The 25,173-nt window shown below is 48.0% G+C and carries 18 protein-coding genes; 13 read left to right on the top strand and 5 right to left on the bottom strand.

Translation table 11 applies throughout. The features are described 5' to 3' along the window. The first annotated feature begins 87 nt into the window (after positions 1 to 87). Together RIF36_RS03395 and RIF36_RS03390 are read left to right on the top strand one after the other, a co-directional pair. Complete coding sequence (locus RIF36_RS03395) at positions 88 to 3,744, top strand: family 78 glycoside hydrolase catalytic domain (protein ID WP_350124835.1); 3,657 nt, start codon at positions 88 to 90, stop codon at positions 3,742 to 3,744. Positions 3,745 to 3,809: 65 nt separating this feature from the next. Further along, positions 3,810 to 4,778, top strand: a complete 969-nt coding sequence (locus RIF36_RS03390; RefSeq protein WP_350124832.1) for a phytanoyl-CoA dioxygenase family protein — start codon at positions 3,810 to 3,812, stop codon at positions 4,776 to 4,778. 4 nt (positions 4,779 to 4,782) lie between these two features. On the opposite strand, the gene RIF36_RS03385 is transcribed toward RIF36_RS03390, so the two are convergent. Further along, complete coding sequence (locus RIF36_RS03385; RefSeq protein WP_350124829.1) at positions 4,783 to 5,814, bottom strand: GntR family transcriptional regulator; 1,032 nt, start codon at positions 5,812 to 5,814, stop codon at positions 4,783 to 4,785. Between the two features lie 223 nt (positions 5,815 to 6,037). Between RIF36_RS03385 and RIF36_RS03380 the strand changes: the two genes are divergently transcribed. The 7 genes from RIF36_RS03380 to RIF36_RS03350 all read left to right on the top strand — a co-directional run bounded on the left by RIF36_RS03380 (position 6,038) and on the right by RIF36_RS03350 (position 14,551). Beyond that, positions 6,038 to 8,146, top strand: coding sequence for a bifunctional aldolase/short-chain dehydrogenase (locus RIF36_RS03380; RefSeq protein WP_350124826.1), 2,109 nt, complete (start codon positions 6,038 to 6,040; stop codon positions 8,144 to 8,146). Between the two features lie 242 nt (positions 8,147 to 8,388). Beyond that, positions 8,389 to 9,663, top strand: a complete 1,275-nt coding sequence (locus RIF36_RS03375; RefSeq protein WP_350124823.1) for a sugar isomerase — start codon at positions 8,389 to 8,391, stop codon at positions 9,661 to 9,663. A gap of 1 nt (position 9,664) precedes the next feature. Then, the gene (locus RIF36_RS03370) at positions 9,665 to 11,047 is read left to right on the top strand and encodes an FGGY-family carbohydrate kinase (protein ID WP_350124820.1); all 1,383 of its coding nucleotides are present in this window, start codon (positions 9,665 to 9,667) and stop codon (positions 11,045 to 11,047) included. 3 nt (positions 11,048 to 11,050) lie between these two features. Continuing rightward, entirely contained in the window at positions 11,051 to 11,791 is a 741-nt protein-coding gene (locus RIF36_RS03365) for a (Fe-S)-binding protein (protein ID WP_350124816.1), read from the top strand. Then, positions 11,788 to 13,152 carry a lactate utilization protein B gene (locus RIF36_RS03360; RefSeq protein WP_350124813.1) on the top strand — a complete coding sequence of 455 codons (1,365 nt, stop codon included), beginning with the start codon at positions 11,788 to 11,790 and terminating at the stop codon, positions 13,150 to 13,152. Before RIF36_RS03365 ends, RIF36_RS03360 begins: the two co-directional genes overlap by 4 nt. Continuing rightward, positions 13,149 to 13,724 (top strand): LutC/YkgG family protein, encoded by a 576-nt coding sequence (locus RIF36_RS03355; RefSeq protein ID WP_350086185.1) that lies wholly within the window; start codon positions 13,149 to 13,151, stop codon positions 13,722 to 13,724. Before RIF36_RS03360 ends, RIF36_RS03355 begins: the two co-directional genes overlap by 4 nt. Positions 13,725 to 13,933: 209 nt before the next feature. Further along, positions 13,934 to 14,551: a DUF2202 domain-containing protein gene (locus tag RIF36_RS03350; protein WP_350124810.1), complete on the top strand. Its 618-nt coding sequence runs from the start codon at positions 13,934 to 13,936 to the stop codon at positions 14,549 to 14,551. A gap of 131 nt (positions 14,552 to 14,682) precedes the next feature. On the opposite strand, the gene RIF36_RS03345 is transcribed toward RIF36_RS03350, so the two are convergent. The 3 genes from RIF36_RS03345 to RIF36_RS03335 form a co-directional block, all read right to left on the bottom strand. Continuing rightward, a complete protein-coding gene (locus RIF36_RS03345) occupies positions 14,683 to 15,240 on the bottom strand; it encodes a transposase (protein ID WP_350124807.1) in 558 nt (185 codons plus the stop codon). Between the two features lie 196 nt (positions 15,241 to 15,436). Beyond that, positions 15,437 to 16,894, bottom strand: coding sequence for an aldo/keto reductase (locus RIF36_RS03340; RefSeq protein ID WP_350124804.1), 1,458 nt, complete (start codon positions 16,892 to 16,894; stop codon positions 15,437 to 15,439). A gap of 8 nt (positions 16,895 to 16,902) precedes the next feature. Continuing rightward, positions 16,903 to 18,399 carry an APC family permease gene (locus tag RIF36_RS03335; protein ID WP_350124801.1) on the bottom strand — a complete coding sequence of 499 codons (1,497 nt, stop codon included), beginning with the start codon at positions 18,397 to 18,399 and terminating at the stop codon, positions 16,903 to 16,905. A 319-nt stretch (positions 18,400 to 18,718) separates the two neighbouring features. Here RIF36_RS03335 and RIF36_RS03330 point away from each other — a divergent pair, with 319 nt between their 5' ends. Further along, positions 18,719 to 19,210 carry a methylglyoxal synthase gene (locus RIF36_RS03330; protein WP_350124798.1) on the top strand — a complete coding sequence of 164 codons (492 nt, stop codon included), beginning with the start codon at positions 18,719 to 18,721 and terminating at the stop codon, positions 19,208 to 19,210. A 101-nt stretch (positions 19,211 to 19,311) separates the two neighbouring features. Beyond that, positions 19,312 to 20,790: a xylulokinase gene (locus RIF36_RS03325; protein ID WP_350124795.1), complete on the top strand. Its 1,479-nt coding sequence runs from the start codon at positions 19,312 to 19,314 to the stop codon at positions 20,788 to 20,790. A 54-nt stretch (positions 20,791 to 20,844) separates the two neighbouring features. On the opposite strand, the gene RIF36_RS03320 is transcribed toward RIF36_RS03325, so the two are convergent. After that, a complete protein-coding gene (locus tag RIF36_RS03320; protein ID WP_350124792.1) occupies positions 20,845 to 22,359 on the bottom strand; it encodes a hypothetical protein in 1,515 nt (504 codons plus the stop codon). Positions 22,360 to 22,641: 282 nt separating this feature from the next. Between RIF36_RS03320 and xylA the strand changes: the two genes are divergently transcribed. Both xylA and RIF36_RS03310 read left to right on the top strand, forming a co-directional pair. Continuing rightward, positions 22,642 to 23,970: a xylose isomerase gene (gene xylA, locus RIF36_RS03315; protein ID WP_350124789.1), complete on the top strand. Its 1,329-nt coding sequence runs from the start codon at positions 22,642 to 22,644 to the stop codon at positions 23,968 to 23,970. 108 nt (positions 23,971 to 24,078) lie between these two features. Continuing rightward, positions 24,079 to 25,164 (top strand): aldose epimerase family protein, encoded by a 1,086-nt coding sequence (locus RIF36_RS03310; RefSeq protein ID WP_350124786.1) that lies wholly within the window; start codon positions 24,079 to 24,081, stop codon positions 25,162 to 25,164. Positions 25,165 to 25,173 lie beyond the last annotated feature (9 nt).

Genomic DNA, 25,173 nt, shown 5'->3' with positions numbered 1-25,173 from the left:
CGGCGGCTATTTCATTATGTTAATTTGACACTTTAATCGATCTGGAAAAACCCAAAAGTTGTATATTACTTGCCAACACCTACTTACATGAAAAACCGCTACATCAAAGGAGTGCTTTTCTCTCTCCTACTCCTGACAACTCATGCATTATTATCGCAGGTTTCCTTCAAAGTTGCTAACCTTAAAACAGAGTATGCCACAACCCCTCTCGGAATTGACGTAGAAAAGCCACGCTTTAGCTGGCAAATGCAGAGCTCGGATGATTCACGTGGGCTCATGCAAACGGCCTATCAAATCGTAGTGGCTTCGGAAAAAGGAAATGAGGTATGGAACTCTGGCAAGATCGAAAGTGATAAAGCGCTAGGCATTACATACGGCGGTGCCAGCCTCCAGCCCACCACCAAATATAACTGGACGGTAACCTTATGGGGCAACCAAAAAACAAATGCCTCTGCATCTTCGTGGTTCGAAACAGGTCTGATGAATCCCGACCCGAATCTATCAGCCTGGAGCGGAGCCACCTGGATTGGTGGCGGCGATGACGACCTGGTCTTCTACTCACACCACTTGTCGGTCTTTAAACTAAGCTATCAACTTCAGATGGACAAAGCCTCGGGCTCAACCAGGGCTGGCTTCATCTTCGGCGCCAACGACAGCCGACTCATGGACAAAGACATGAACATCCTGGGCGTGCAGAACGGTGAGAATGAAAGCTACATCAAATTCGAACTTGACATTTCAAAAGTAGATGGCACTCCGGCGGGTTTGGCCCGCTTTAATATTTACAGGGTCGGCTATGCGCCAGAAGATGAGGTGGGCGTCCCATTTAAAAGCTATCAACTCCCCCTTACGCTTGTTAACAACACCAATAAGTACGCCCCACATACATTTTATGCCGACTGCAACTTTGGTGTGTTTGAGATTTTTATCGATGGCAACGACGCAGAGCATCTGATCACCAAAAGTGATGACCCCAACCCAAGTCCATTTGCTCCGAGAGGCTTGAACCTTAATCCAGTAGGCCTGGGCAATAACTTCATCAGCTTTCCCATGGTCGCTGATATTGGATTCTCCGCCGACAGGGAGCAAAAAGCTTCTTTTTCCTCCGTTGAGATAAAAAACTTCCGCTTTCCCTCCAATGCCGTTTTCAAAGAAAATCTTGCTTCCATCTCAAGCTACAAAGGCGTGTTTTCAAACTTCCTTAACGGTACAAAAACAGGCTTTGGCATTGCTAACGGCGCTTATGTTGTAGATGGAACCACGGTAATAGCAAACCCCAGCCGAAACGCCACACCAATGCTCCGAACCAAATTTTCGACAGAGGACAAGGCCATCGCTAAAGCAAGACTTTATGTGACAGCAAGAGGCATTTACGAAATGTATATCAACGGCAAGAGAATCAGCAACGACTACTTCAACCCTGGTCTTACGCAGTACAACAAGACCCATATGTACCAAACCTACGACGTCACAGATAAGATGGTGGCGGGGAAGGCAAATGCGGTAGGTGCCTGGCTGGGCGAGGGTTGGTGGAGTGGTAACATTACCTACAGTGGTGAAAGCTGGAACTACTTTGGAGACAGGCAGTCGCTGCTTGCTAAGCTAGTGGTTACCTATGCCGACGGAAGCGAGCAGGTGATCACTACAAAGCCTGACGCCTGGAAGCTTTTCACACAGGGCCCTATTAGAGTCGGGAGCTTTTTTCAAGGCGAAGTATACGATGCCACATTAGAGGAAAAAGTGAATGGATGGGCGACCGCAGACTACAATGACGCTAATTGGAAACCAGCAGTAGAAGTACCTCTAAAAGGCACAGCATACTTGGGCACCTTCCCGGGCAGAGGCGGGCCAACCACGTTTGACTATGACCACCTTCAACTAGTCGGGCAAATGGGAGCCAATCCATCAATCGTTAAGACGCTAACTGCTAAAAGTGTAGAAGAAGTCAGGCCAGGTGTCTTTGTATACGATATGGGTCAAAACATGGTAGGCTTTCCCAATATTTCATTGAATGGCAGAACCGGAAACAAAATCACCATGAGGTATGCGGAAGTAAAATATCCGTCACTTGACGAATACGGTAACAACGTGGGCATGATCATGTTGGAAAATATTCGGGCAGCACTAACACAGGATACCTGGATATTGAAAGGAGGCGAGGAAACCATCCAGCCAAGGTTCACGTTCCACGGCTACCGATTCCTCGAGATCACAGGCATCGAAAAAGCACTTCCGCTGGAAAGCGTGAAGGGCATGGTGGTGAGTTCCATTCAGGAGCTTGCCTCCAGTTACCAAACCTCCAACGACCTGGTGAACAAGCTCTGGGAAAATATTACCTGGTCGATGCGGGGCAATTTCCTGTCGATCCCAACGGATACACCGGCCCGGAATGAAAGAATGGGCTGGAGTGGAGACATCAATGTGTTTTCAGGCGCCTCCACCTACCTGGCAGACAATGACCTCTTCCTTCGCAGGCATTTGCTGGCCATGCGAGATATTCAAAGAGAGGATGGCCGCTTTACCGACGTAGCGCCTGTTGGGGGTGGCTTTGGCGGTACGCTCTGGGGAAGTGCAGGCATTATTGTAGCCTGGGAAACCTACCAACAGTACGGCGATGTGGAACTGCTGAGAGAGCACTACGGTGCTATGAAAAGATACGCAGCTTTTCTGGTATCAAAGGTGGATTCCAGGACAGGCATTCTTAACGAAGGCCCATTGGGCGACTGGCTGAGTCCGGAAAACAACAAAAACGACAACACACTGTTTTGGACAGCTTACCAAATATACGACCTGGAAATTCTGGCGAAAACAGCCAACATCTTAGGTCACGCCGATGAAGCCAAAACCTTTCTGGCACAACGTGAGGAACGCAAGGCCTTCTTCAATACCAAATATGTCGACAAAGCCACGCACAAAACAGTTAAGTCGGGGTTCAGGGCACCAAGGTTTGGCCCTCCAGGGCAAACCCCTGACGACGATACGTCGGACGAAGGGCAGCTCATGGACACACAGGCGAGTTATGCTATTCCTTTAGCACTGGGCGCTTTCAATGCAGAAAACGTACCGCACGCCATCCAGCACCTGGCAGCAACGGTCGAGCGCCAAAACACCGACGACGGTGGAGCTACCAGGCCAGCTTATTCTCTCATGACTGGATTCATTGGTACCGCCTCAATCACCGAAGCACTTTCAGAAAACGGGAGAAGTGACCTGGCTTACAAGCTATTGCAGCAAACCAGCTACCCCTCCTGGCTCTACTCTGTCGTCAACGGTGCCACTACTATCTGGGAACGACTCAACTCCTATACGGTTGAGGATGGCTTCGGCGGCAACAACAGCATGAATTCCTTCAACCATTATTCTTTCGGAGCTGTGGGTGCGTGGATGTACAACTATTCTCTTGGCATCCAAAGAGACCCCGATAGCCCGGCTTTCAAGCATTTCGTTTTGCAACCCACTCCTGACCCCACCGGGCAAATGACCTGGGCGAAAGGATATTATGACTCGATGTATGGAAGAATAGAAAGCAGCTGGAAAGTGGAAGGCAACAGGCTAACATACGCAACCACTGTGCCTCCCAATACTTCCGCCACACTTTACCTGCCAGCATCTTCTATCAAAGACATCTCTGAAGGAGGCAAGCCTGTCGCTAAATCGAAAGGTATTGCATTCGTGAGGTTTGATAACGGCAAAGTAGTGTATGAGCTACAGCCCGGCAGCTACGAATTTGCGAGCGGCAAGTAGTAGGAGAGCTAAAAAATTAAGCCGTGGCACCATCAATGACAGGCGTTTTAGGTAACTTTTGACTGATGAAAGCGGCTACTTCCAAATTCTACCAACCGTTCGATCCCAGCAAAGGCGAGCAAAATCAATCGACGGCGATTGATCAGACCTTCCATCTCAACGACCGATCCAATGGACACCCCCTCAGGGTGTTGAGTGAGGCGGATTGGACATTTTGGATAAGTAACGGCTACATTGTGATCAAGCAGGCTGTGCCAAAACCGCAAACTGAGAGGCTGGCGCAGCTGATTTGGGAGTTTGAAGAAAAAGATCCCGCCAACCCGGACACATGGTATGCACCTCCACGGGCGCTGATGGAAATGAAAGAACTGCAACACAGCGGCATGGTAGAAATCTTTAATCATCAGTACCTGTGGGACAACCGGCAAACTCCCAAAGTGTACGATGCTTTTGTAGACATTTGGGGAACAGAAAAGCTTTGGGTCACTATCGACCGAGCCAACCTTAACCTGCCTTTGCGGCCGGGTCACGACTTCAAAGGATTTATGCACTGGGACTACGACCCCGAAACCAAGCCTCAGAATGTGCAGGGTGTGCTGGCTCTTAGTGACCAAACCGACGAAAACATTGGCGGCTTTCAGTGCGTGCCGGAGCTTTTCCGTACTTACGAGACCTGGAAGCTCACTCAACCCAAAGACCGTGATCCTTTCAAACCCGATATATCAGGGTTTGAGGTCGCAAAAGTGAAGCTTGAGCCAGGCGATCTACTTATTTTCAGCAGCCTGCTCCCTCATGGCATCCGTCCCAACACGAGCGGCAACAAGGTGCGCATAGCACAGTACCTCTCTATGATGCCAGCGAGGGAACACGATGAAAAGCTCAGACAATGGCGCATCGAATCATGGCAAAAACGAAAAACACCAGAAGGCTATGCTTTCCCCGGAGATCCAAGAAAATGGGAGGAAAGGCACTATGAAACGGCGGAACTTACTGAGCTGGGGGAGAAGTTGCTGGGGTTAAGAAAGTGGGGTTAATAGGTTAAACCGACTTCCTCTCAATAAACCGAAAGTCGTTTTTCACCTCAATGGGCTTGTTCTCCAGCATCGCCTTTGCTGCCAGCTGGCCCATTTTGCGAAAATCAGTGGTAATCACCGAAATGCCGTCGCTAAGCACTTCCTTGAGCGGGGTGTCATTGTACGAAATAATACCAACATCTTTGGCCAGCTCCATTCCATTGGCCCGCTGAAGCTTGATAAGGTTCACAAGATCACTTTCTTCAATGACCACATAAGCCGTATTCCTTTCAATCACGTGTTCAGAACCTATTTCGCTGATAATCTCATGGGGCACGTTGCTGAACCCACAAAATCTTCTGAAACCTGTGACAATGTCTTTGGTGTAGGGATACGTTTCGTTTTCGGGAAACACAAGGATAAGCTTTTTGTAGCGGCTCAGCTTTTCTTTGGCTTCCGACAGGGCGTTATAAATATCCATTTTGAAGTCCTGATAAACGCAGCCACTAAAGTGATTTACTCCTTCTATGCGGTTATCCAGAATAATTATTTTCTCCCTGGGTATTTTCGCCAACAAAACATTCAGCTTTTTCACATCTACCTCGGCAAAGTGGGGCATTAGTACAAAATAGCTATAGCCAGTAAGGTGCTCGGTAAGTATCTTCTCAAAAAGCTCAAAATCGCAGTGGTAAACAAAAAAATCGATGTGGGCTTTTTCTCCCAACTCCTGGGCAATGGAATTGTATATCTCCTTCTTATAAGTACTCAACTTATTGAAGAGCATGAGCACCTTGAGTTGCGATTTAGGCGCCGAGTTGCTAATGTAATACCCCTTGCCCTTCACCGCTGCTATTACGCCAAGCTCTTTCAGCTCATTGTATGCCTTCTCCACTGTATCCCGGGCAAGAAGGTAATCGTAGCTCACCTGATTGATGGATGGCAGCTTCTGCCCATACTTGATTTTGCCAGCTTCAATACTTGAAATGACACTGCCTACAATCTGCTTGTACTTAGGCACACTCGACTTCTCTTTAATATCCAGCAACAGCTCTTCCAACGCACTATTAGGGTTTATTCACCAACAATCAATGTTACAAATATATTAAACACAAAAAAACAGCGCATGCAGTATAGTGCATGACAGTGATGCAGCTACAGATGTTGATTTTTGAAGTATAATGCCCGAAACGGATGTCACGCTGGGCCTGTCGAAGCATTCTCTTGGCAACAGTCCGTTCTTAACTTAACAATGACAACAAAACTTTTAATTCAATAATACCATGAGTGCACCCGCAAAAACATTCAAACACGTCAACTACCTATGGGACGACGCAAAAGCGGCCCAGCTAAAAGGCGATGAAGTCGCTCTCCTCCTCTATCGCTCCAACATTCTCGGTGCCGATCTGCGCATCACCAACTACGGCGGTGGCAATACCAGCTGCAAAACCATGGAGAAAGACCCACTTACCGGCAAGGAAGTGGAAGTAATGTGGATTAAAGGCTCAGGAGGTGACATAGGCACGCTTACCCGCAGTGGATTGGCCGGGCTGTACAACGACAAGCTCAGGTCACTGGAAAATGTGTACCGTGGGCTAGAGTTCGAAGACGAAATGGTAGCACTTTTCAACCATTGTATCTACGACCTCGACTCCAAGGCTCCGTCAATCGACACACCCTTGCATGGCTTCCTGCCCTTCAAACACATTGACCACCTCCACCCTGATGCGGCCATAGCCATTGCTGCTTCCAAGGACGGGGAAAAAATAACAAAAGAACTTTTCAAAAGCCAGATTTCCTGGGTGCCATGGCAGCGCCCTGGCTTTGACCTGGGGCTTCAGTTGAAGCAGTCGCTGGCTGACAATCCTGGCATCAGAGGCATCATGCTGGGCGGCCACGGGCTGTTCACCTGGGGCGACACAGCCTATGATTGCTACATCAATAGCCTTGAGGTGATCGACATGGCGAGCGAGTACCTGGAGCAGAATTATGGGAAGAAAAGGCCGGTTTTTGGTGGCCAAATACTGGAATCTCTTTCTCCTGAAAAAAGAAAAGACCAGGCAGCACAGCTGGCTCCGGTTTTGAGGGGACTTGCTTCAAGCTACGACAGAATGGTCGGCCACTTTACCGATGATGAAAAGGTGCTGCAATTTGCCAACAGCAAGGATCTTGAACGGCTTGCGCCACTTGGCACTAGCTGCCCGGATCACTTCCTGAGAACCAAAATCAGACCGTTGGTACTTGACTTGCCGAAAGACGCAGACCTTAGTGACAAAACTGCCATCAAAAAACAGCTTGAGCCTTATTTCCTGGCATACAGAGAGATGTATGCGAAATATTACAACGAACACAAGCGCAGCAATAGCCCGGCCATGCGTGATCCAAATCCGGTCGTTATTATCTGGCCTGGCGTGGGCATGTTCTCTTTTGCCAAAAACAAGCAAACAACAAGGGTGGCATCGGAATTCTACATCAATGCCATTAACGTGATGCGTGGAGCAGAAGCAATTTCTGAGTACGTGGCCCTGCCTCTGCAGGAAGCTTTTGATATTGAATACTGGTTATTGGAAGAAGCCAAGCTGCAGCGCATGCCGAAGGAGCAACCCATGTCCCGCAAAGTAGCGCTGATCACAGGAAGCGCCGGTGGCATTGGAAAGGCAATTGCCGACAAGCTGGCAGCCGAAGGTGCCTGTGTAGTTATCACGGATATCGACGAAGACAGGGCGGCCGCAGCCAATAAGACTTACAAAAGAGACGTGTCGACCTACGCAAAAATGGACGTCACCAATCCTGAAAGCATCAAAGCGGCATTCAAAAAAGCTTGTCTGGAGTTTGGAGGCGTCGATGTAATTGTGAACTCAGCAGGGCTGGCTATCAGCAAATCGATCACCGACACTTCTGAGCAGGACTATGACCTGCTAATGGACGTGCTTACCAAGGGACAGTTTTTGGTGTCGCAAGCTGGTGTCGATATTCTGCGTGCACAGGGGCTCGGCGGCGATCTGGTGAATATCGTTAGCAAAAACGCACTGGTTTCCGGGCCAAACAATGTGGTGTATGGCTCAGCCAAAGCAGCCCAGGCCCACATGACCAGGCTGCTGGCCGCAGAACTTGGACCTGAGAAAATCAGAGTCAATACCGTGAATCCTGATGCCGTCATTGAAGGTAGCAAAATATGGGAAGGCAAATGGGCTGAAGGCCGTGCAAAAGCTTATGGCATCACGGTTGAAGAACTGCCTGCTTTCTATGCCAAACGCACTTTGCTCAACGAAATCATCGGCACAATGGACATTGCCAATGCAGTCTTTGCTTTTACCGGCGGCTTGCTTAGCAAAAGCACCGGCAATATATTGAACGTCGACGGCGGCGTGGCTGCTGCTTTCGTCAGATAAAAAAGTTTCAATCGCTCCAGGGGTTCTAACCCCTGGAGGATTGCCTTTCTGCTAAATCTAGCCCAGACAGCCTATCCGCCCTGGAGGGTGGGTAGAAAATTTGGTGAGCTGGTGAGCGTAAAGGCCCAGAGCGTTAAATTTTCTTTGACTTTTGCTTACTTTTTGTCAAGAAAAAGTAAGAGCCTGTCTGGCTTGAAGACAATTCTTGAGTTAAACCTCAAACACGTACGCTACAAAACACCATGATCACAAAGAACTCCATCCTCGAAAATAACTCCCAACAAAAAGCCCACCATCAAAAGCGCTTCACTCCATTAGCCGACACCCTCACCGACCAGGGCATCGACGTGGAATCGGTGCTAAAAAAACTCGACACCTTCCAAATTGCCATCCCTAGCTGGGCCCTTGGCACTGGCGGCACTCGTTTTGCCCGCTTCCCTGAAGGAGGTGAACCTCGTTCTCTGGAAGAAAAGATAGAAGACGTGGGCCTGCTGCACCTGCTCAATGCTTCCAGTAACGCCATCAGCCTCCATATCCCCTGGGACATCCCGAAAGATGCGACAGCCATCAAGCAACTCGCTTCTTCTCACGGGCTGCTATTTGACGCCGTCAACTCAAATACCTTTCAGGATCAGCCGGACGCTAAAGTGTCGTACAAGTTCGGATCGCTTTGCCATGTCGATAAAAATGTGAGAGACGAAGCCATCGCCCACAACAAAGAAGTGATTGATCACGGCGTTGCGCTGGGTTCAAAGGCGCTAACGGTTTGGCTGGCCGATGGCTCGTCCTTTCCCGGCCAGTTGAATTTCAGAGAAGCACTGCAACGCACGCAGGATTCCCTGCAACAAATTTATGACCATCTGCCCGCCGACTGGAAAGTGCTCGTTGAGTATAAACCTTACGAGCCCTATTTTTATTCAATGGTCATTCCTGACTGGGGCACCTCGCATTTACTGGCGAGCAGCCTTGGAGAAAAAGCATTGAGTTTGGTGGATCTCGGCCACCACCTGCCCAATACCAATATTGAGCAAATAGTGGCCATTCTGATGATGCAGAAGAAGCTGGGGGGCTTTCACTTCAACGACTCTAAATACGGCGACGACGATTTAACTGTTGCCAGCATTAAACCTTACCAATTCTTTCTTATCTTCAACGAACTGGTAGACGGTATGCAAAACACAAAGAACCCCGAACTCTCCTGGATGATTGATGCGAGTCACAACCTGAAGGATCCCATTGAGGATTTGATCCAGGCTATCGAAGCGATTAAGATTGCCTACGCACAGGCACTCATTGTTGACAGAGGTGCGTTGAAAAAAGCTCAGACTGCCAACGACGTATCGGCAGCCCAGGAAGTACTTCAAAACGCCTTCCGCACGGACTTAAGAGCCCTGGTGGCAGAGTCCCGCATGCGCATGGGGGGCGCTTACGATCCATTGCATTCGTTCAGAGAAAATCAAATACGAAAGCAGCTTATCGCAAAACGTGGATTGAAAACAGTAGCAACCGGCCTCTGATATGGGAAAACCAGTCACCCTTATATTCGATATTGGGAAGACCAACAAAAAGCTCTTCTTATTTGACGAAGACCTCTCCGAAATCTCCCATGAATATATCAGATTTGACGAGATCCCCGATGATGATGGCTTTTTGTCGGAAGATCTCACATCCCTTGTTAAATGGGTGAAGGAGAGTGCCAACAAAGTCCTTCAAGACCCAGCTTACGATGTCAAGGCAATCAACTTCTCGACTTATGGCGCTTCCATGGTACACCTCGATGAACAAGGAGAGCTGGTTACTCCCTTCATCAATTACCTGAAGCCATTTCCTGAGGACTTGTTAAAAGACTTCTTCAGCAAATATGGCCCGGAGGAAAGATTTTCAGTGTCTACTGCCAGCCCATCCATGGGCATGCTTAATTCTGGCTTACAGCTCTACTACCTGAAATATGCCAAGCCGGAAGCGTTCAAAAAGCTCCGTAAGAGCCTTCATTTCCCCCAGTACCTGAGCTTCCTGTTTACGGGGGAAGCCACCACAGACTTCACCAGCTTAGGCTGTCACACAGGACTTTGGGATTTTGGGCAAAACAAATATGCCGACTGGCTGGAGAAAGAAGGCCTGGTGCAGTTTCTCACTCCCATCGAGGAATCTACAAAAACTACCCACATCGACATTAATAGCAAGCCAATCCATGTGGGCATAGGCGTGCACGACAGCTCTTCTGCCCTCGTGCCCTACATTCAGGCCAATGATGATCCTTTCGTGCTTATTTCAACGGGCACCTGGAGCATTTGCATGAACATCTTCAACGACAAGGTGCTGACGGCCGCTGAGCTAAGCGCTGATTGCTTGAATTTTTTCAGCGCAAAGGGCATTTCAGTCAAGGCTTCCCGATTATTTCTGGGAAAGCATCTTAGCAATCAAGCAAAACTCTTGAGTGAGTTTTTTGGCATCGACTATCAAACTTACAAGTCTGTTGCCTGGAAAAAAGATTTCAAGTCAAAGAGAAAATCAAACAAGGCACTTTTGTTCGATCACAGGGTGCTGCACCCGGAGCGATTAGGCTTTGCAAACAACCCGAACCAGGATTTTTCTATTTTCGGGAGCTATGAAGACGCCTATTTTCATCTTATCGATGAACTAACGGATTTGCAGATTGCCTCTCTCAAGCTGGCCATTGGGGACACCGATATCAAAAGAATATTTATTGATGGTGGCTTTAGTTCCAATGAAGTGTTTGTGAAAATGCTGGCCAACAAACTGTCGGCTTATAAAATTTATTCCACATCTTTTGCACTGGGCACTGCTCTCGGCGCTGCTTTATTGGTAAATTACCGAACGATCACCAAAGAATTTCTTAGCAAGAACTACAACGTTAAAAAGCATTCTCCCTCGAGTTAGTCCATGAAAATTGCGCTTTTCATTCCCTGTTACGTCGACCAATTCTACCCTCAGGTTGGCATTGCCACTTTGGAGCTACTGGAAAAGCTGGGCTGCAAGGTGGATTACCCAAAGAACCAAACCTGCTGCGGTCAGCCAATGGCGAACTCAGGCTATGAGTCAAAAAATGAAAGGATTGACGAGCTCTTCATCGATAATTTCGCCGGATATGATTACGTCGTTTGCCCCTCCGGCAGCTGCACCCTCCACGTAAAAGACCACCTGCATTCCGCTGGCAGGGAAGCTGAAGCTGGGTCGATTAGAAACAATGTTTACGAGTTGGTAGAATTCCTTCACGACATTCTGAAAGTTGATAAAATTGAAACTGCCTTTCCTTACAAAGTGGGACTTCATGCCTCATGCCATGGGCTGAGAGGCTTAAGAATTGCAGCGGCTCCGGAGCTAAATATTCCGCCATTTAATAAGACTGCCAGCCTCCTTCAAAAAGTGGAAGGGCTTCAGTTGGTTGACCTTCACATGCCAGGAGAGTGTTGCGGCTTCGGTGGCACATTTGCCGTTGGGGAAGAAGCGCTATCGGTAAAAATGGGTAAGGACAGAATCAAAGACCATACAGATCATGAAGCTGAGTTCATCGTGGGCAACGATATGTCGTGCCTGATGCATCTGGAAGGTATTATCGGTAGAAACAACATGAAGGTGAAGGTGATGCACGTAGCGGAGATATTAAACGGAGTATCAGCATGAGCCATAGCACCAACACCGAAACTTTCCTCAAAGACAATAAAAAAGTCGATTGGCACAACGAAACACTTTGGTGGGTGCGGAGCAAACGTGACGTTTCAAGCAAGCAGATCCCGGAATGGGAGCAGCTGCGGGAGCTGGCATCAGGCATCAAGGACAGCGTACTTTCTAATCTTGCAGGCTACCTGGAAGAGTTCGAGAAAAACGCCACCGCCAATGGCATCAATGTACACTGGGCTGCTGATGCTAAAGAGCACAACGAGATTGTGACCTCGATTCTTCAGAAGCACAACGCCCAAAAACTGGTAAAAAGCAAATCGATACTCACTGAAGAGTGTCACCTCAACGAGCACCTGGAAGAGCATGGGTTTGAAGTGGTCGACACCGATTTGGGAGAGCGAATCATCCAGTTTGTGCGGCAGCCTCCCAGCCATATTGTGATGCCTGCCATCCACCTGAAAAAAGAAGACATTTCAGAAATATTCCATGAGCACCTACAGACGGAAAAAGGCAACAACGATCCCCAATACCTGACCGAAGCCGCCAGGCAACACCTCCGCAACAAATTCATCGAGGCAGACATTGCTCTCACCGGCGTCAATTTTGGTATTGCAGAAACAGGCGGTTTCGTCGTTTGCACCAACGAGGGAAATGCTGATATGGGCGTTCACTTGGCTCCCGTTCACATTGCCTGTATGGGCATCGAAAAGCTGATTCCCAAACTGGAGCATCTCGGTGTTTACACCCGCCTATTGGCTCGCAGTGCCACAGGCCAGCCCATTACCAACTACACCAGCCACTTCCACCAGCCACGACCAGGCCAGGAGATGCATATTATTTTGGTAGACAATGGCCGCACGGAACAGCTCAGCAGGGAGAAGTTCCGCAACAGCCTGAAGTGCATCCGCTGCGGTGCCTGCATGAACACCTGCCCGATTTACCGCCGCAGTGGTGGCTATAGCTACGACGCCACAGTGCCAGGCCCTATCGGTTCCATCTTATCGCCAGGAGTGGATTTGAAGAAACACCAATCTCTACCCTTTGCCTCCACACTGTGCGGATCTTGTAGCGACGTGTGTCCTGTGAAGATCAATATCCACGAGCAGCTTTACGAGTGGAGGCAGGTAGTGGCCGATGAAAAGCTGGACGGAGCTGGGAAAAGAATTTCGATGACATTCGCTGCCAAAGTGCTCTCCTCGCCATCGCTCTACAATATGATGGGAAAGCTGGCTAGAAAATCGCTGGCACTGCTGCCAAAGTCTCTGATCAACAACCCCCTCAATGCGTGGGGCAAGCAGCGAGATTTGCCTGACCCTCCCAGGGACAGCTTCAAAGAGTGGTATGCCAAAAACAGAAAGTCATGAGCAGCAGAGAAAAAATACTGGGCAACATCAGGAAGCTTGGGCTTGAACCAAAGCCGCTACCAGAAATACCAGCATTTGAGGTGAGCAAAGACCTTGAGGCTACTTTTACCACTTCACTGGAAGCCAATCACGTCACTGTTATTTCCTGCAAAAATGAAAAGGAAGTTGAGGTAGTCATTGCCGAGCAAACCAGGGCCTACCAACAGGTGGTTACCACGCTGCCAGACCTATATTCCTCAGGAATAGACCTGACAACACTCAAAAAGCCTTCAGACTTGCGGTACGTAGAAGCTGGCATCATTGCCGGAGCATTCGGCACGGCAGAAAACGGAGCCATTTGGGTACCGGAAAGCCTCGCTGGCATACGAGCCTTACCTTTTATTGTGGTGCACCTAATTGTGGTTGTCGAGCGCAAAACGCTGGTAGGCAACATGCACCAAGCCTACAAAAAGATTGAAGAAATCCCCGGCTTCGGCGTCTTTATCGCCGGCCCTTCTAAAACGGCAGACATCGAGCAGTCGCTGGTGATAGGAGCCCACGGACCGAAGAAGATGACGGTGATATTGTATTAGAACAGTGCGCTGGCATCATCAATGTGGTGCCACCAGCTATTGTTGTAAACACCGCCTCACTCCGAATCACAGCCGTCGTGCCCACAACTTGTTGGTGGCACGACTTACGAATCGTCCAATTCAGCTATCACCTCCTCTGTGACCACAGTCACTGCAAAGCTTTCCCTTCCTTGTGATATTTGAGAAAGGAAACTCAAAATCACATACTTATGAAAAAGCTAATGATATTGGTGGCGATACTTACCGCAATGGCATCGTGCCAAAACTCAAATGACGGCGCAGATGAAGTAATCGTTGCGCCACTTACCGAGCAAGAAAAAGCGGACATACTATTCCTGAGAGAGGAAGAGAAGCTAGCGAGGGATGTGTATTTGTTCTCTTATGATATATATGGGCAGATAATCTTTGACAATATCTCAAATAGCGAACAGACACACATGAACAGTGTTTACACCCTGATCGCAAAGTACAATCTCTCCGACCCGACAGAAGGCAAGCAACAAGGGGAGTTTCAAAATCAAGTTCTTCAAAACTTATACGACAGCCTGGCCTCACAATCATCCGTTTCATTACTCGAAGCCTTAAAAGTTGGTGCTGGTATTGAAGATTTGGACATTAATGATCTTGATGGCAACATTAGCAACACTACAAAAGCTGACCTCCTTCAGGTGTACTCCAGTTTGCAGTGTGGCTCAAGAAATCACCTGAGAAATTTTGTCCAGCAACTTGAAGGCATTAATGGCACATATGAACCGCAATTCATCAGTATGGAAGAATACAACACGATTGTAGACGCTCAGAATGAAAGATGTGGATTAGTGTACTGATTTAGATTTGTCTCCACCAGCTACGTTGTGGCCACCACATAACACCGAATCACAGCCGTCGTGCCCACAACTTGTTGGTGGCACGACTTAATGGAATAGCGCCAAGGCTGTCAAAAGCTTGAAGGTGATAGTCATAAAAAGAAGTTTTTCGCTTTTGAGGGATCGATCACCATTTTCGACTGCTCGATGAAATCTTCTCTGCTTTTAGGAATATCGAGTAGCTGATACGCCATTTCCTTATTACACAATGTCCCATTTCTGAAACCAGCATAGTCTCGGTATGATCCAAACTCCCAGTCTTCTATTTCGGTTACAAGCTGAGCTCTCAGAGGGTTCTGATGAATGTAGTGAAAGCAGATAAAAGCATAGTCCTTTGCCTCAAGAGGCTTGGACTTGCTGTTTTGCTGAAAAAGCGAACCCGTTCTCTTTGTCCTAAAATTTATTTTCCTGGTGTACGAACTAAGCATCATTCTCAAATCCTGCTTATACCGTGACATATCCATGGCCTCTTTGGAGTGAACCATGAGGTGAAAATGATTAGGCATCAGACAATAGGCCAGAATATCGAGGTGGGGGTTCAAATGCTTTCGAATCTTTACCAGGAACGTGGTGTAATCTTCCCTTCGAAAAAATATTGTTTGGGAATTGTTGCCTCTGTTGTAAATATGGAAGAGCCTATCCGGTTCCATATGATCAGTTTTGATTAATGCTATGTGGTGCCACCAACAAGTTGTGGGCACCACTGTGCCCCAAATGACGACTGTGGTGCCTTCAGCGAAGAACTTAGACACCGGTCAGTTAATCTGCCGCCGCTCTCCACACGGTCGTGCCACCAGCTAGCGCTGTGGGCACGACACTCCGCTACTCGACCATAATCCGGCGCCCTTACTCCACCATCGCCTCAGCTTCTATCTCCACCAGATACTCCCTGCCAACAAGGTTAGCTTGAACCAATGTATTGGCTGGCTGAATGTCTTTGAAGCGTTTGCCGTGAACTCTAGCCACAGCTTCCCAGTCATCAATATTTCTAACAAAGATTCTGGTTCTCACTACCTCTTCCATGGTTGCTCCCAGCGACTGCAAAGCACCTTCCATTTTATCCAATGCGAAGGTGGCTTGCGCTGCAGGGTCATTTCCACCTATAGCCTTGGCCCCATGAGTAGCAGTCGTGCCTGAAATCAAGATTCTGTTTCCTTTTTTCACAGCACGGCTAAACCCTGCCAGATCTTCCCACTCCGTGCCGCTCAATGCTTTTATTCTTCCATCACTGCCTTCAGTTGTTGGATAGGGCACCGGGATCGCCTCAACATGGTGACTGAGATCGCCCGACGCTGTCAAAAAAGGTGGTTTCCTGTATTCATCACCACAATCTCCTGGAATAGGGCTAAGCCCTACGATCACATTTTCAATAGCTTTCTTGCTGTCAGCATCCAACCGGAAGTCAAACAACCTGAGGTTGTCCATCACGTGCTCACTTTCTCCCAGTCTGGCACCCACTATCACTCCCCCCACGGCAGGCTGCTCCAGCATGTAGCGGGTCGCCACATTGGCCATCGACACATGGTATTTTTCGGAAAGCCTTGAAAGCACCTGCAGCAAATCCTGCAGTTTCTTCCAACCACCAGCCACATCCACAAAGCGCTTGTATTTCATTTGTGACCAGGTCAAACTTGCCTCCTGCTTCGGCTCAGGTTTACCCAGCCATTTCTCGGTCAGGAAGCCGCCGGCCAATGTGCCAAATGCCAGAATTTTCACTCCGTGCTTTTCACACACCACAGCCATGTCTCCTTTTGCCCTTTGATCAAGCAAAGAATAAGACACCTGGTTCGATACCACTTTGATCCCACTTTCCAGCACCATATTCAAATGGGCAGCATCGAAGTTGGTTAGGCCAATTTGCTTTAGCAGTCCTTCTTCTCTCAGCTCTTCCAGCCAATAAAGACAATCGAGCCAGATCGGGTCAGCGTAGTTCCAGGCATGAAACTGCATCAGGTCAAGCTGCTCCATATTCATGCGCACAAGCGCAGTGGCCACAGCCTCTCTCACGTCTTTTTTTGTCACCTGACCAGGACTGGGCACCCACTTTGTCAGCAAGTTCACCGGCCTGTAGTCGGCATATTTCTTTTTGTAAATTCCCGCAATTATTTCGGCTGAGCCATAGTGATCCGCCATATCAAATGTGACCAGTCCGGCATCGCCGTATGCTTTCATCGACTTGGCAGCAGCTTCAAGATCCAGTGTTTTGCCGTCTCTTTCCATGTCAGCCACCTGCCATAACCCCGTCAGCACTCTCGATATCTTCAGGTCAGGTGCCAGTTCACAATATTCCACTCTATTACTCATAGCTAATCTTATTCAGGGGGTAGTTGCGAAAACCTCTCAGTCAGGTTGATCCCCTGGCTGGTGAGTTTTCTTTTTTCACGAAAATAAATCATTGTAGCGACAATCATCACCACTATCCATATAAAGGTAGAATGGAAATACCATGCTCCGGGATTGCTTGCCAGGTCTTTGACAATATGCACTATGAGCAAGCTACCTAACAAAACAGCTCCAGCCACAGCAATAAAAACCTGCTTCCATCGCTCCTTCACCACCACGATACCTTTTGCCAGCGTTGGGTTTCTTTTCTGCAAAGAATAAACAGAGATCACCATCAAAAGGAAATTAACGAGCATAGACGTCACCATGATATCTATCCCTAAAAAGAAATCGCTCGCCAGGTGACAGCCCAATATTCCAATCGAAGCCATAGCTCCGCTGACGATAATGGCCGTCGCAGGAGTTTTTCGCACGGGGTGCACCCGTGCGACGCTCTTAGGAAATATTCCATCCTCAGCCCAGGCAAACATGAGTCTGGAAACCGACAGGATCATGGCAGGTAAGTCATTGATCAGCGCAATGGCAGCACCAGCCAAAATAAGCACACCCCAAACCGGCGGAAGCACATAGCTCAGCAGGCCAGGTGCCGAAATGTCTTTTTGCATCGATTCAGCTGCTATGAAATCCCACGGCACGGTATGATAAACAGCCCATGTAAATAGGAAGTAAAACGCACCCACAGTCAGAATGGCGATAGCTATCGCAATGGGCAGCGACTTGCCCGGATTCTTCGCCTCGCCTCCTGCCTGCGCTATCGAGTCAAACCCGATAAAGCTGGAAAACAGCAAGGCCGAGGCTGTCACAAAAATCTTCCAATCAAAAGCCAGGGCCGCCGCCTCTGCAATTTGCCTGCCTTCTTTTACCTGAATGGCAGACACGAAGTCGGTCTGGTCGTGCGCAAAGCCCACCACAATCACAATAGCACCAAGGCCGAACATCATAAACATCAGCGGAATCAGTGTACGCTCATACAGCTTAATACCCTGGATATTAACAAGAACAAAAATCCAAAGGAAGGCAAATGAAATAGCCAGGCGAACAAAGCCCAACTCCAAAATTTCTCCTATTTCCGGCCACCCAAGGCCAAAGGCGACATCTCGCAGGAAAGGAACGACCACGTAGGACACAACGCCAATGGCCACGGAAAGGCCAAACCACTGGGAAAAGCTCGCTACAAAACCCAGGTAGGGGTTGAGTGACCGACTTACATGAACATAGCTGCCACCCGCTCTTGGCATAGCCGAACTGAGTATCGCATAGGCCATGGCTGCAAGAATGGCAGGCACTGCAGCCACCAAAAAAGCCGGAAGCACATAGGGGCCGATTCCAGGCACATTTCGCTGTATCATGAAAGGCACCACGTTGATGCCTGCCCCCATCATCGAGCAAATGCCAGTAGCTGCAAGGCCCAGAATGCCCATTTGCCTTGTCAGCCCTGTTTTCTCTCCACCCTCTTTTTTTGCCATCTCTAATCAGTCAAATCTACCGTCTCCTGAGGATATAGTTAAACCTTTTGACGGTCACCACAAAATCATTTTTGATGATGCACCTTTGAAGTTTCTATTCCAGTGAAAAAAAATGCCTGAGCGAAATTTCTCTGCAACGGTTTGTTAAGAACTTTGCAATCGATTTCTCCGGAAAACACAACCTCTAATGGCCTGATTACGTTGCAATGAAACGAATCTTTTATTAAGAAAAAGGGTTAAATTTGTATAAATCATTGAGAGATTGGCACACTACTTGGTGTCTGGACAGAATATGATTGACTTGAAAGTTGACACAACAATGAATACGATAGATAAAAAGAATATAGCGCTTGTTGCGCACGATTATAAAAAGAAAGACCTGATTGAGTGGGCACTCTTTAACAAGGGTGTATTAGCTGGTCATTCTCTTTTCGCCACCGAAGCTACCGGGAACCTTGTAGAAAAAGAGCTCAACTTGCCTGTGACCAAGGTAAAAAGTGGCTCGATGGGTGGTAATCAACAAATAGCCACTAAAATTTCCGAAGGAGAAATAGACATTCTTATCTTTTTCTGGGATCCTTTAGCACAGTTGCCAAGCGACCCTGAAGTGAAGGCGTTGCTGCGAATAGGCATGGCCTGGAACATTCCCGTTGCCTGCAACAGAGCAACAGCGGACTTCCTTGTTTCATCTCCACTGCTAAATTCCTCATATCAAAAACAACAGCCCGACTACAAAGCGCAGGGAGAAAACCTTTCCGAGTCTTTTTTCTCTGACACTGACGAGAATTACGGCCTGCTGTTGACTATTTAGTAGCTTACATCACCGAAACTTAATCTAGCACCCAGTCCGTAAAATGAAACGGATTTGGGATAGGTTTGCTATTTTAGCTCACATTTAATCAAATTTGCATCATGTTATTATTAGGTATAGATATAGGAACTTCCTCCGTCAAAATTTCTGTAGTGGACGCCCAAACGCAGAAATGCATTGCCTCCACACACTATCCGGAAACGGAGGCGACGATTTTGTCGCCAGAGCCAGGTTGGGCGGAACAATCCCCCAACATGTGGTGGGAATACACGCAGCAGGCCATTACCAAGCTCAACGCTACCAAAAAATACAACCCCAAAGACATTGGGGCTATTGGTATTGCCTACCAAATGCACGGGCTGGTGATAGTGGACAAAGACCAAAAGGTATTGCGTGACTCCATCATCTGGTGCGATAGCCGTGCTGTGGAAATAGGCGATAAGGCGTTCAAAGCCATCGGCAAAAGCGTAGCCCTTTCCTCGCTACTTAACTCTCCCGGTAATTTCACAGCTTCCAAGCTCGCCTGGGTAAAGGAAAACGAGCCATTCCTGTACGATAAAACCTACAAGCTCATGCTGCCCGGCGACTTTATTGCCATGAAGTTTACGGGCGAAATTACCACATCCGTTTCCTCTCTTTCTGAAGGAATTTTCTGGGACTTTCAAAAGGACGAGCTTTCTGATCCGGTATTCAACTATTTCGGCTTCTCAAAAAGCATGGTGCCCGACATCAAGCCAGTCTTCTCAGAACACGGCACAGTGAGTTATGCCGTTGCCGAACCGTTAGGTTTGAAAGCTGGCATTCCTGTGACCTACAAGGCGGGAGACCAGCCCAACAACGCCCTGTCACTCAATGTATTTGAGCCAGGCGAAGTGGCCGCCACTGCTGGCACCTCCGGCGTTATCTATGGCGTAACTGACCAGGTGAGCTACGACCCCCAGTCGAGGGTAAACACATTTGCTCATGTGAACTATGCCAACAACAAAAAGCGACTGGGTGTACTGCTTTGCATCAACGGCACCGGCATTATGAACCGCTGGATAAAATCTGTGGCGGGACAGCACCTCACCTATGAGCAAATGAATGAAGAAGCAGCCAAAGCAAAGCCTGGAAGCAGAGGCCTCTATGTGATGCCTTTTGGCAACGGCGTGGAGCGAATGCTTGAAAACAAACTAATAGGTGCCCACATCCACACCATTGACCTCAACACTCATGGCCCGCACGAATTGTTCAGAGCGGCTCAGGAAGGCATTGCCTTCTCGTTCCGCTACGGCCTCGACATTATGAGAGACAATGGCATGAGCCCGAAGGTGATCAGGGCTAGTTACGCCAACATGTTCCTGAGCGACGTGTTCACAGAGGCATTTGTGAACGTAACAGGCGTGCCTGTAGAGCTCTATGAGGGCGACGGTAGTGTGGGGGCGGCAGTAGGTGCCGGCTTGGGCGCTGGCGTTTACGCCGACCAGAAAGACGCCTTCAAGAACATGAAAAGGCTTCGGGTAGTGGAACCTTCAAAAAATATCGACTATGAGCCCCATTATGAAAAGTGGCTTGCAATTTTGAAAAGCCACCTTGATTAATAGAAATGGGCTGCTATCGTGATAAAATAGCAGCCTTTTTCGTCTTTTGGCCTGTTAGTTTTCGTACTCGTAAACAGTTTTTGAGGTATAAGTAGCAGTCGGATTCTGGTAGCCAACATACTTCACCTCTTTCTCCGTAGGGTAGCCGTTGTGATAAGTGTAGGTGTACTGGCCAGGCACATATATTGGGAAGCTCCCGGCATAACTTTGAGTCTCGCCATTCACGTTGTTCTTGCTTGACTGACGAAGAAAATAGTCCGTGATTCCCAGCAGATAGTGGGGGTTGATAAAGGAATCGTAGTGCTTTTGGCTGGAACTAGATCCCGCTGTACCGCCCACACCCGAATACTCAGAAACGATGTTTCCTTTGTCAAATTCGTAGTGATAGGTGAAAAAATTCCCATTGTCAAAACTGTACCGTATGCCAGTAAACGCATCTGTCTGCGAGTTATATAACCAGACGGCTTCCTGACCTCCGTTTAATCCTGTTTGCACAACTTTTGAAACCTTGCCATCGCTTCTGTAATAGTACTGCTGCGTATCAAGCAGCGTATTGTCCGTAGTCCTTTTGACGTTATCCAGTCGGCCGTTCTTATACTCGTACCATGTGATCAGCTGTAGTACCCACTCATTGGTATCGTGATTGAAGTGGTAAAAATCTCTCCTTGCTAGCTTGCCTTCCTCATTGTAAATGTAATCTACGTGGCTTTCCAGCTTCGAACCCTCAGCCAGCAGCATATACTCAGTCTCACTCTTCAGCCTTTTGGCTGCTTTTTGCCCTTCCAGTTTCACTGCACGCTTCTCAAAAAGCTCCTCTCTTGTCAGCTCTTTCTCGTAAATATCGCCCCAGTGCGTCCAGCTAATGTAATAATTGTCGAATCTTGTCGGAATGCTGATATTCTCCACGCCTTCAATATCTCTGCCAACTGACCACGAATTACCTTCGTCGTCGGTAGCCGTAATTAATACCGACGGCTTGATATCGTCATAAACAAACCCACCAACATTGACAGATGCACTAAAGGAAACAACGATCACTTCATCGCTCTTGCCACCAAACACCTCTACAGTGTAACCAAAGTCGGCAGCATCCTCAACTACAAAGACCTGGTCCACTTCTGTGTTAGCCACAATGGCACCCCCAGCTTTTCCGTCAACCACCAGCGGCAAACCCATCTGGAGCTCTTCTCCCTTCAGCGATCCTTCATGCGGGGTTGCCAGCACCACTTTATCCTCAGCATTGAAAACCACAAAGCTGGAAAGTCGGTAGGTGGCCGAAGGCATTTCAAATGCCTCAGTGAAATAACTCCCTGCCTTGAGGGAAAGTGCTACTTTCTTATTGCTCACCACCTCCAAATCTTTGCTGTCCGTCATGGCAATTACAGCGTATGCTGGTTGCCTTTCCGATGCGTTGAAAAGTGGAGGCGAGTTAAAAGAAAGCTTTATTGATGCTTTTTGACTCCCTGGGTTTTCATTTTCACCTGGAAGCGCATCGTCGTCGCCAGAACAGGCCGCAAACATACCCACCAGGGCAGTGGCTGCAAAAAAGTTAAGAAATTTGACCTTCATGTTTATTTGAAAATTAAAAATATTGCTACTCGCTCTAAAAAAATCATCCAGTAGAAGTTTCGGTCAGTAGGTGTGGATGGTAAAGCTGTTGAGTAGACGAAAATTGAAATCGAAAGGTTGGAGGTGTCAATAAATATTTTTGGGTAAAAGCCTATCTGAGAAACACCACTTCAAACAGAACAACAGTTGGAAAAAGTTATAAAGTGGAAAATTTTTCGCCTTCATCTCATTATTCTGCTAACTTAACGCCCTGTTTTTTAAACCCCTAAAAACACTTGAAACATGGCAATAACTCTTGGAGAAAAAGAATTTTTCAAAGGCATAGGTCAAATTAAATTTGAAGGACAGGGCTCCGACAACCCTATGGCCTACCGCTGGTATGACGAAAACAAAGTAGTAGCAGGCAAAACAATGAAAGAGCACCTGCGGTTTGCGGTTGCCTACTGGCACTCCTTTGTTGGCAGCGGTGCCGATCCTTTCGGAGCACCCACGCATATTTTCCCCTGGGATTTGAAAGCCGATGCGGTAGAACGAGCAAAGGACAAGATGGACGCTGCTTTCGAATTCATGACAAAATTGGGCCTTCCGTACTATTGCTTCCACGATGTGGACGTAGTTGACTATGGAGACAATGTGGTTGAAAATGAAAAAAGGCTTCATGCACTTGCCGAGTACGCCAAGAAAAAACAGGCGGCCAGCGGCGTAAAATTACTCTGGGGCACAGCCAACCTGTTCTCCCATGTCAGGTATATGAATGGCGCTTCTACCAACCCGGATTTCCATGTACTTACCCATGGTGCGGCACAGGTAAAAGCCGCTTTGGATGCGACAATCTATCTTGGAGGCGAAAATTATGTGTTCTGGGGAGGTCGTGAAGGCTACATGTCGCTTCTGAACACTGACATGAAGAGAGAGCAGGATCACCTGGCAATGTTCCTTCACAAAGCCAAAGACTATGCCCGTAAGCAAGGCTTCAAAGGCACCTTCTTTATTGAGCCTAAGCCATGCGAGCCAACCAAGCATCAGTACGACTACGACTCAGCCACTGTAATTGGCTTCCTTCGTCAGCACGATTTGCTCAACGATTTCAAACTGAATATCGAAGTAAACCATGCTACATTAGCTGGCCATACATTTACCCATGAACTGCAGGTGGCATCCGATGCAGGCTTGCTTGGTTCTATTGATGCCAACAGAGGCGATTACCAGAACGGCTGGGATACTGATCAGTTCCCCAACGATATCACCGAGGTTACCGAAGCTATGATGATCATTTTGCAAAACGGAGGCTTTGGTGGTGGTGGCATCAACTTCGATGCTAAGATCAGAAGAAACTCTACTGACATGGAGGACTTGTTCTATGCCCATATTGGTGGTGTCGACATCTTTGCTCGTGCCCTGGTAGCTGCCGACAACATTTTGCAGAAGTCGGAATACAAGAAGATTCGCAAAGACCGTTATGCCTCATTCGACAGCGGAAAAGGCAAGGAGTTTGAGCAGGGTAAGCTCTCTTTGGAAGATCTTCGCAACTATGCTGCCGAAAACGGAGAGCCTGCCATGACCAGTGGTCGTCAGGAATATATCGAGAACCTGATCAACAGGTACATCTAGACCAAAACCACAGCCAGCGCATCAAAAGTGATGCTCTGGCTTTACCTTACCATTATGAAACCTACTATACTACTTTGCTTATTGGCCCTGGGCCTAAACGCTTGCACAATGCCTACTAAAGAAAAGACCGAGGAGACTACAACCGCCTCCAACATATCTGCTGCAGATTGGGGTGAGGTAGATGGCAAAAAGGTTCAGCTATTCACGCTGACCAACGACGCTGGTTCTGAAGTAAAAATCTCCAACTATGGCGGAATTGTCACTAAGTGGAATTTCCCCGAGAAAAACGGAAAGGTTTCTTCCATTGTATTGGGCTTCGACAGTTTGAAAACATACTTGGCTGGCCATCCGTTTTTTGGTGTTATTGCTGGCCGATATGCCAACAGAATAGCCAAAGGCCAGTTTACCATTGATGGAGAAACTTATACTCTAGTCAAAAACAATGGAGAGAATCACCTTCACGGTGGCACAAAAGGCTTCGACAAACAAATATGGACTGCCAAAGCAGTGGATGGAGACGAACCTTCGCTGGAACTTAGCTACTTGAGTGTCGACGGCGAGGAAGGCTATCCTGGCAACCTGCAAGTGAAAGTAGTTTACACTTTGACTGCCAAAAATGAGCTAAAAATCGACTACACAGCCACTACTGATAAGGCTACAGTACTGAATTTGACAAACCACAGCTACTTCAACCTGACAGGAAGCCCTGCCAACACCATCTTGAACCATGAGTTAAGGATTAAAGCGCAAAAGTATACACCTGTGGATGCTGGCCTTATTCCCACTGGTGAACTGGCCCCCGTGGCAGGAACACCATTCGACTTTGGCCCGCCCATGAAAATTGGCTCCAGAATAGCAGATACAGGGGGCGATCCTTACGGCTACGATCACAATTTCGTAATTGACGGAGAGCCAGGAAAGCTAAGACCTGGGGCGATTGCTACCGACTCTATCTCCGGCAGAAGGCTCGACATGGCCACCACCCAACCAGGTGTCCAGTTCTATACCGGCAACTTCCTGAACGGCAACGTAAAAAGTGACGACGGGATACCTTACAGCAGGAATACTGGCTTTTGCCTTGAAACGCAGCATTTCCCTGACTCACCCAACAAGCCTGATTTTCCAAGCGCCCTGCTGAAACCAGGGGAAACATACCACGAAACAACCGTGTACAAAATAAGCCTGATGGAGTAGTGACAATAT

Origin of the sequence: Imperialibacter sp. (assembly GCF_040222815.1) — a bacterium.
GTDB lineage: Bacteria > Bacteroidota > Bacteroidia > Cytophagales > Cyclobacteriaceae > Imperialibacter.
This window is presented reverse-complemented; position numbering and strand designations above follow the sequence as displayed.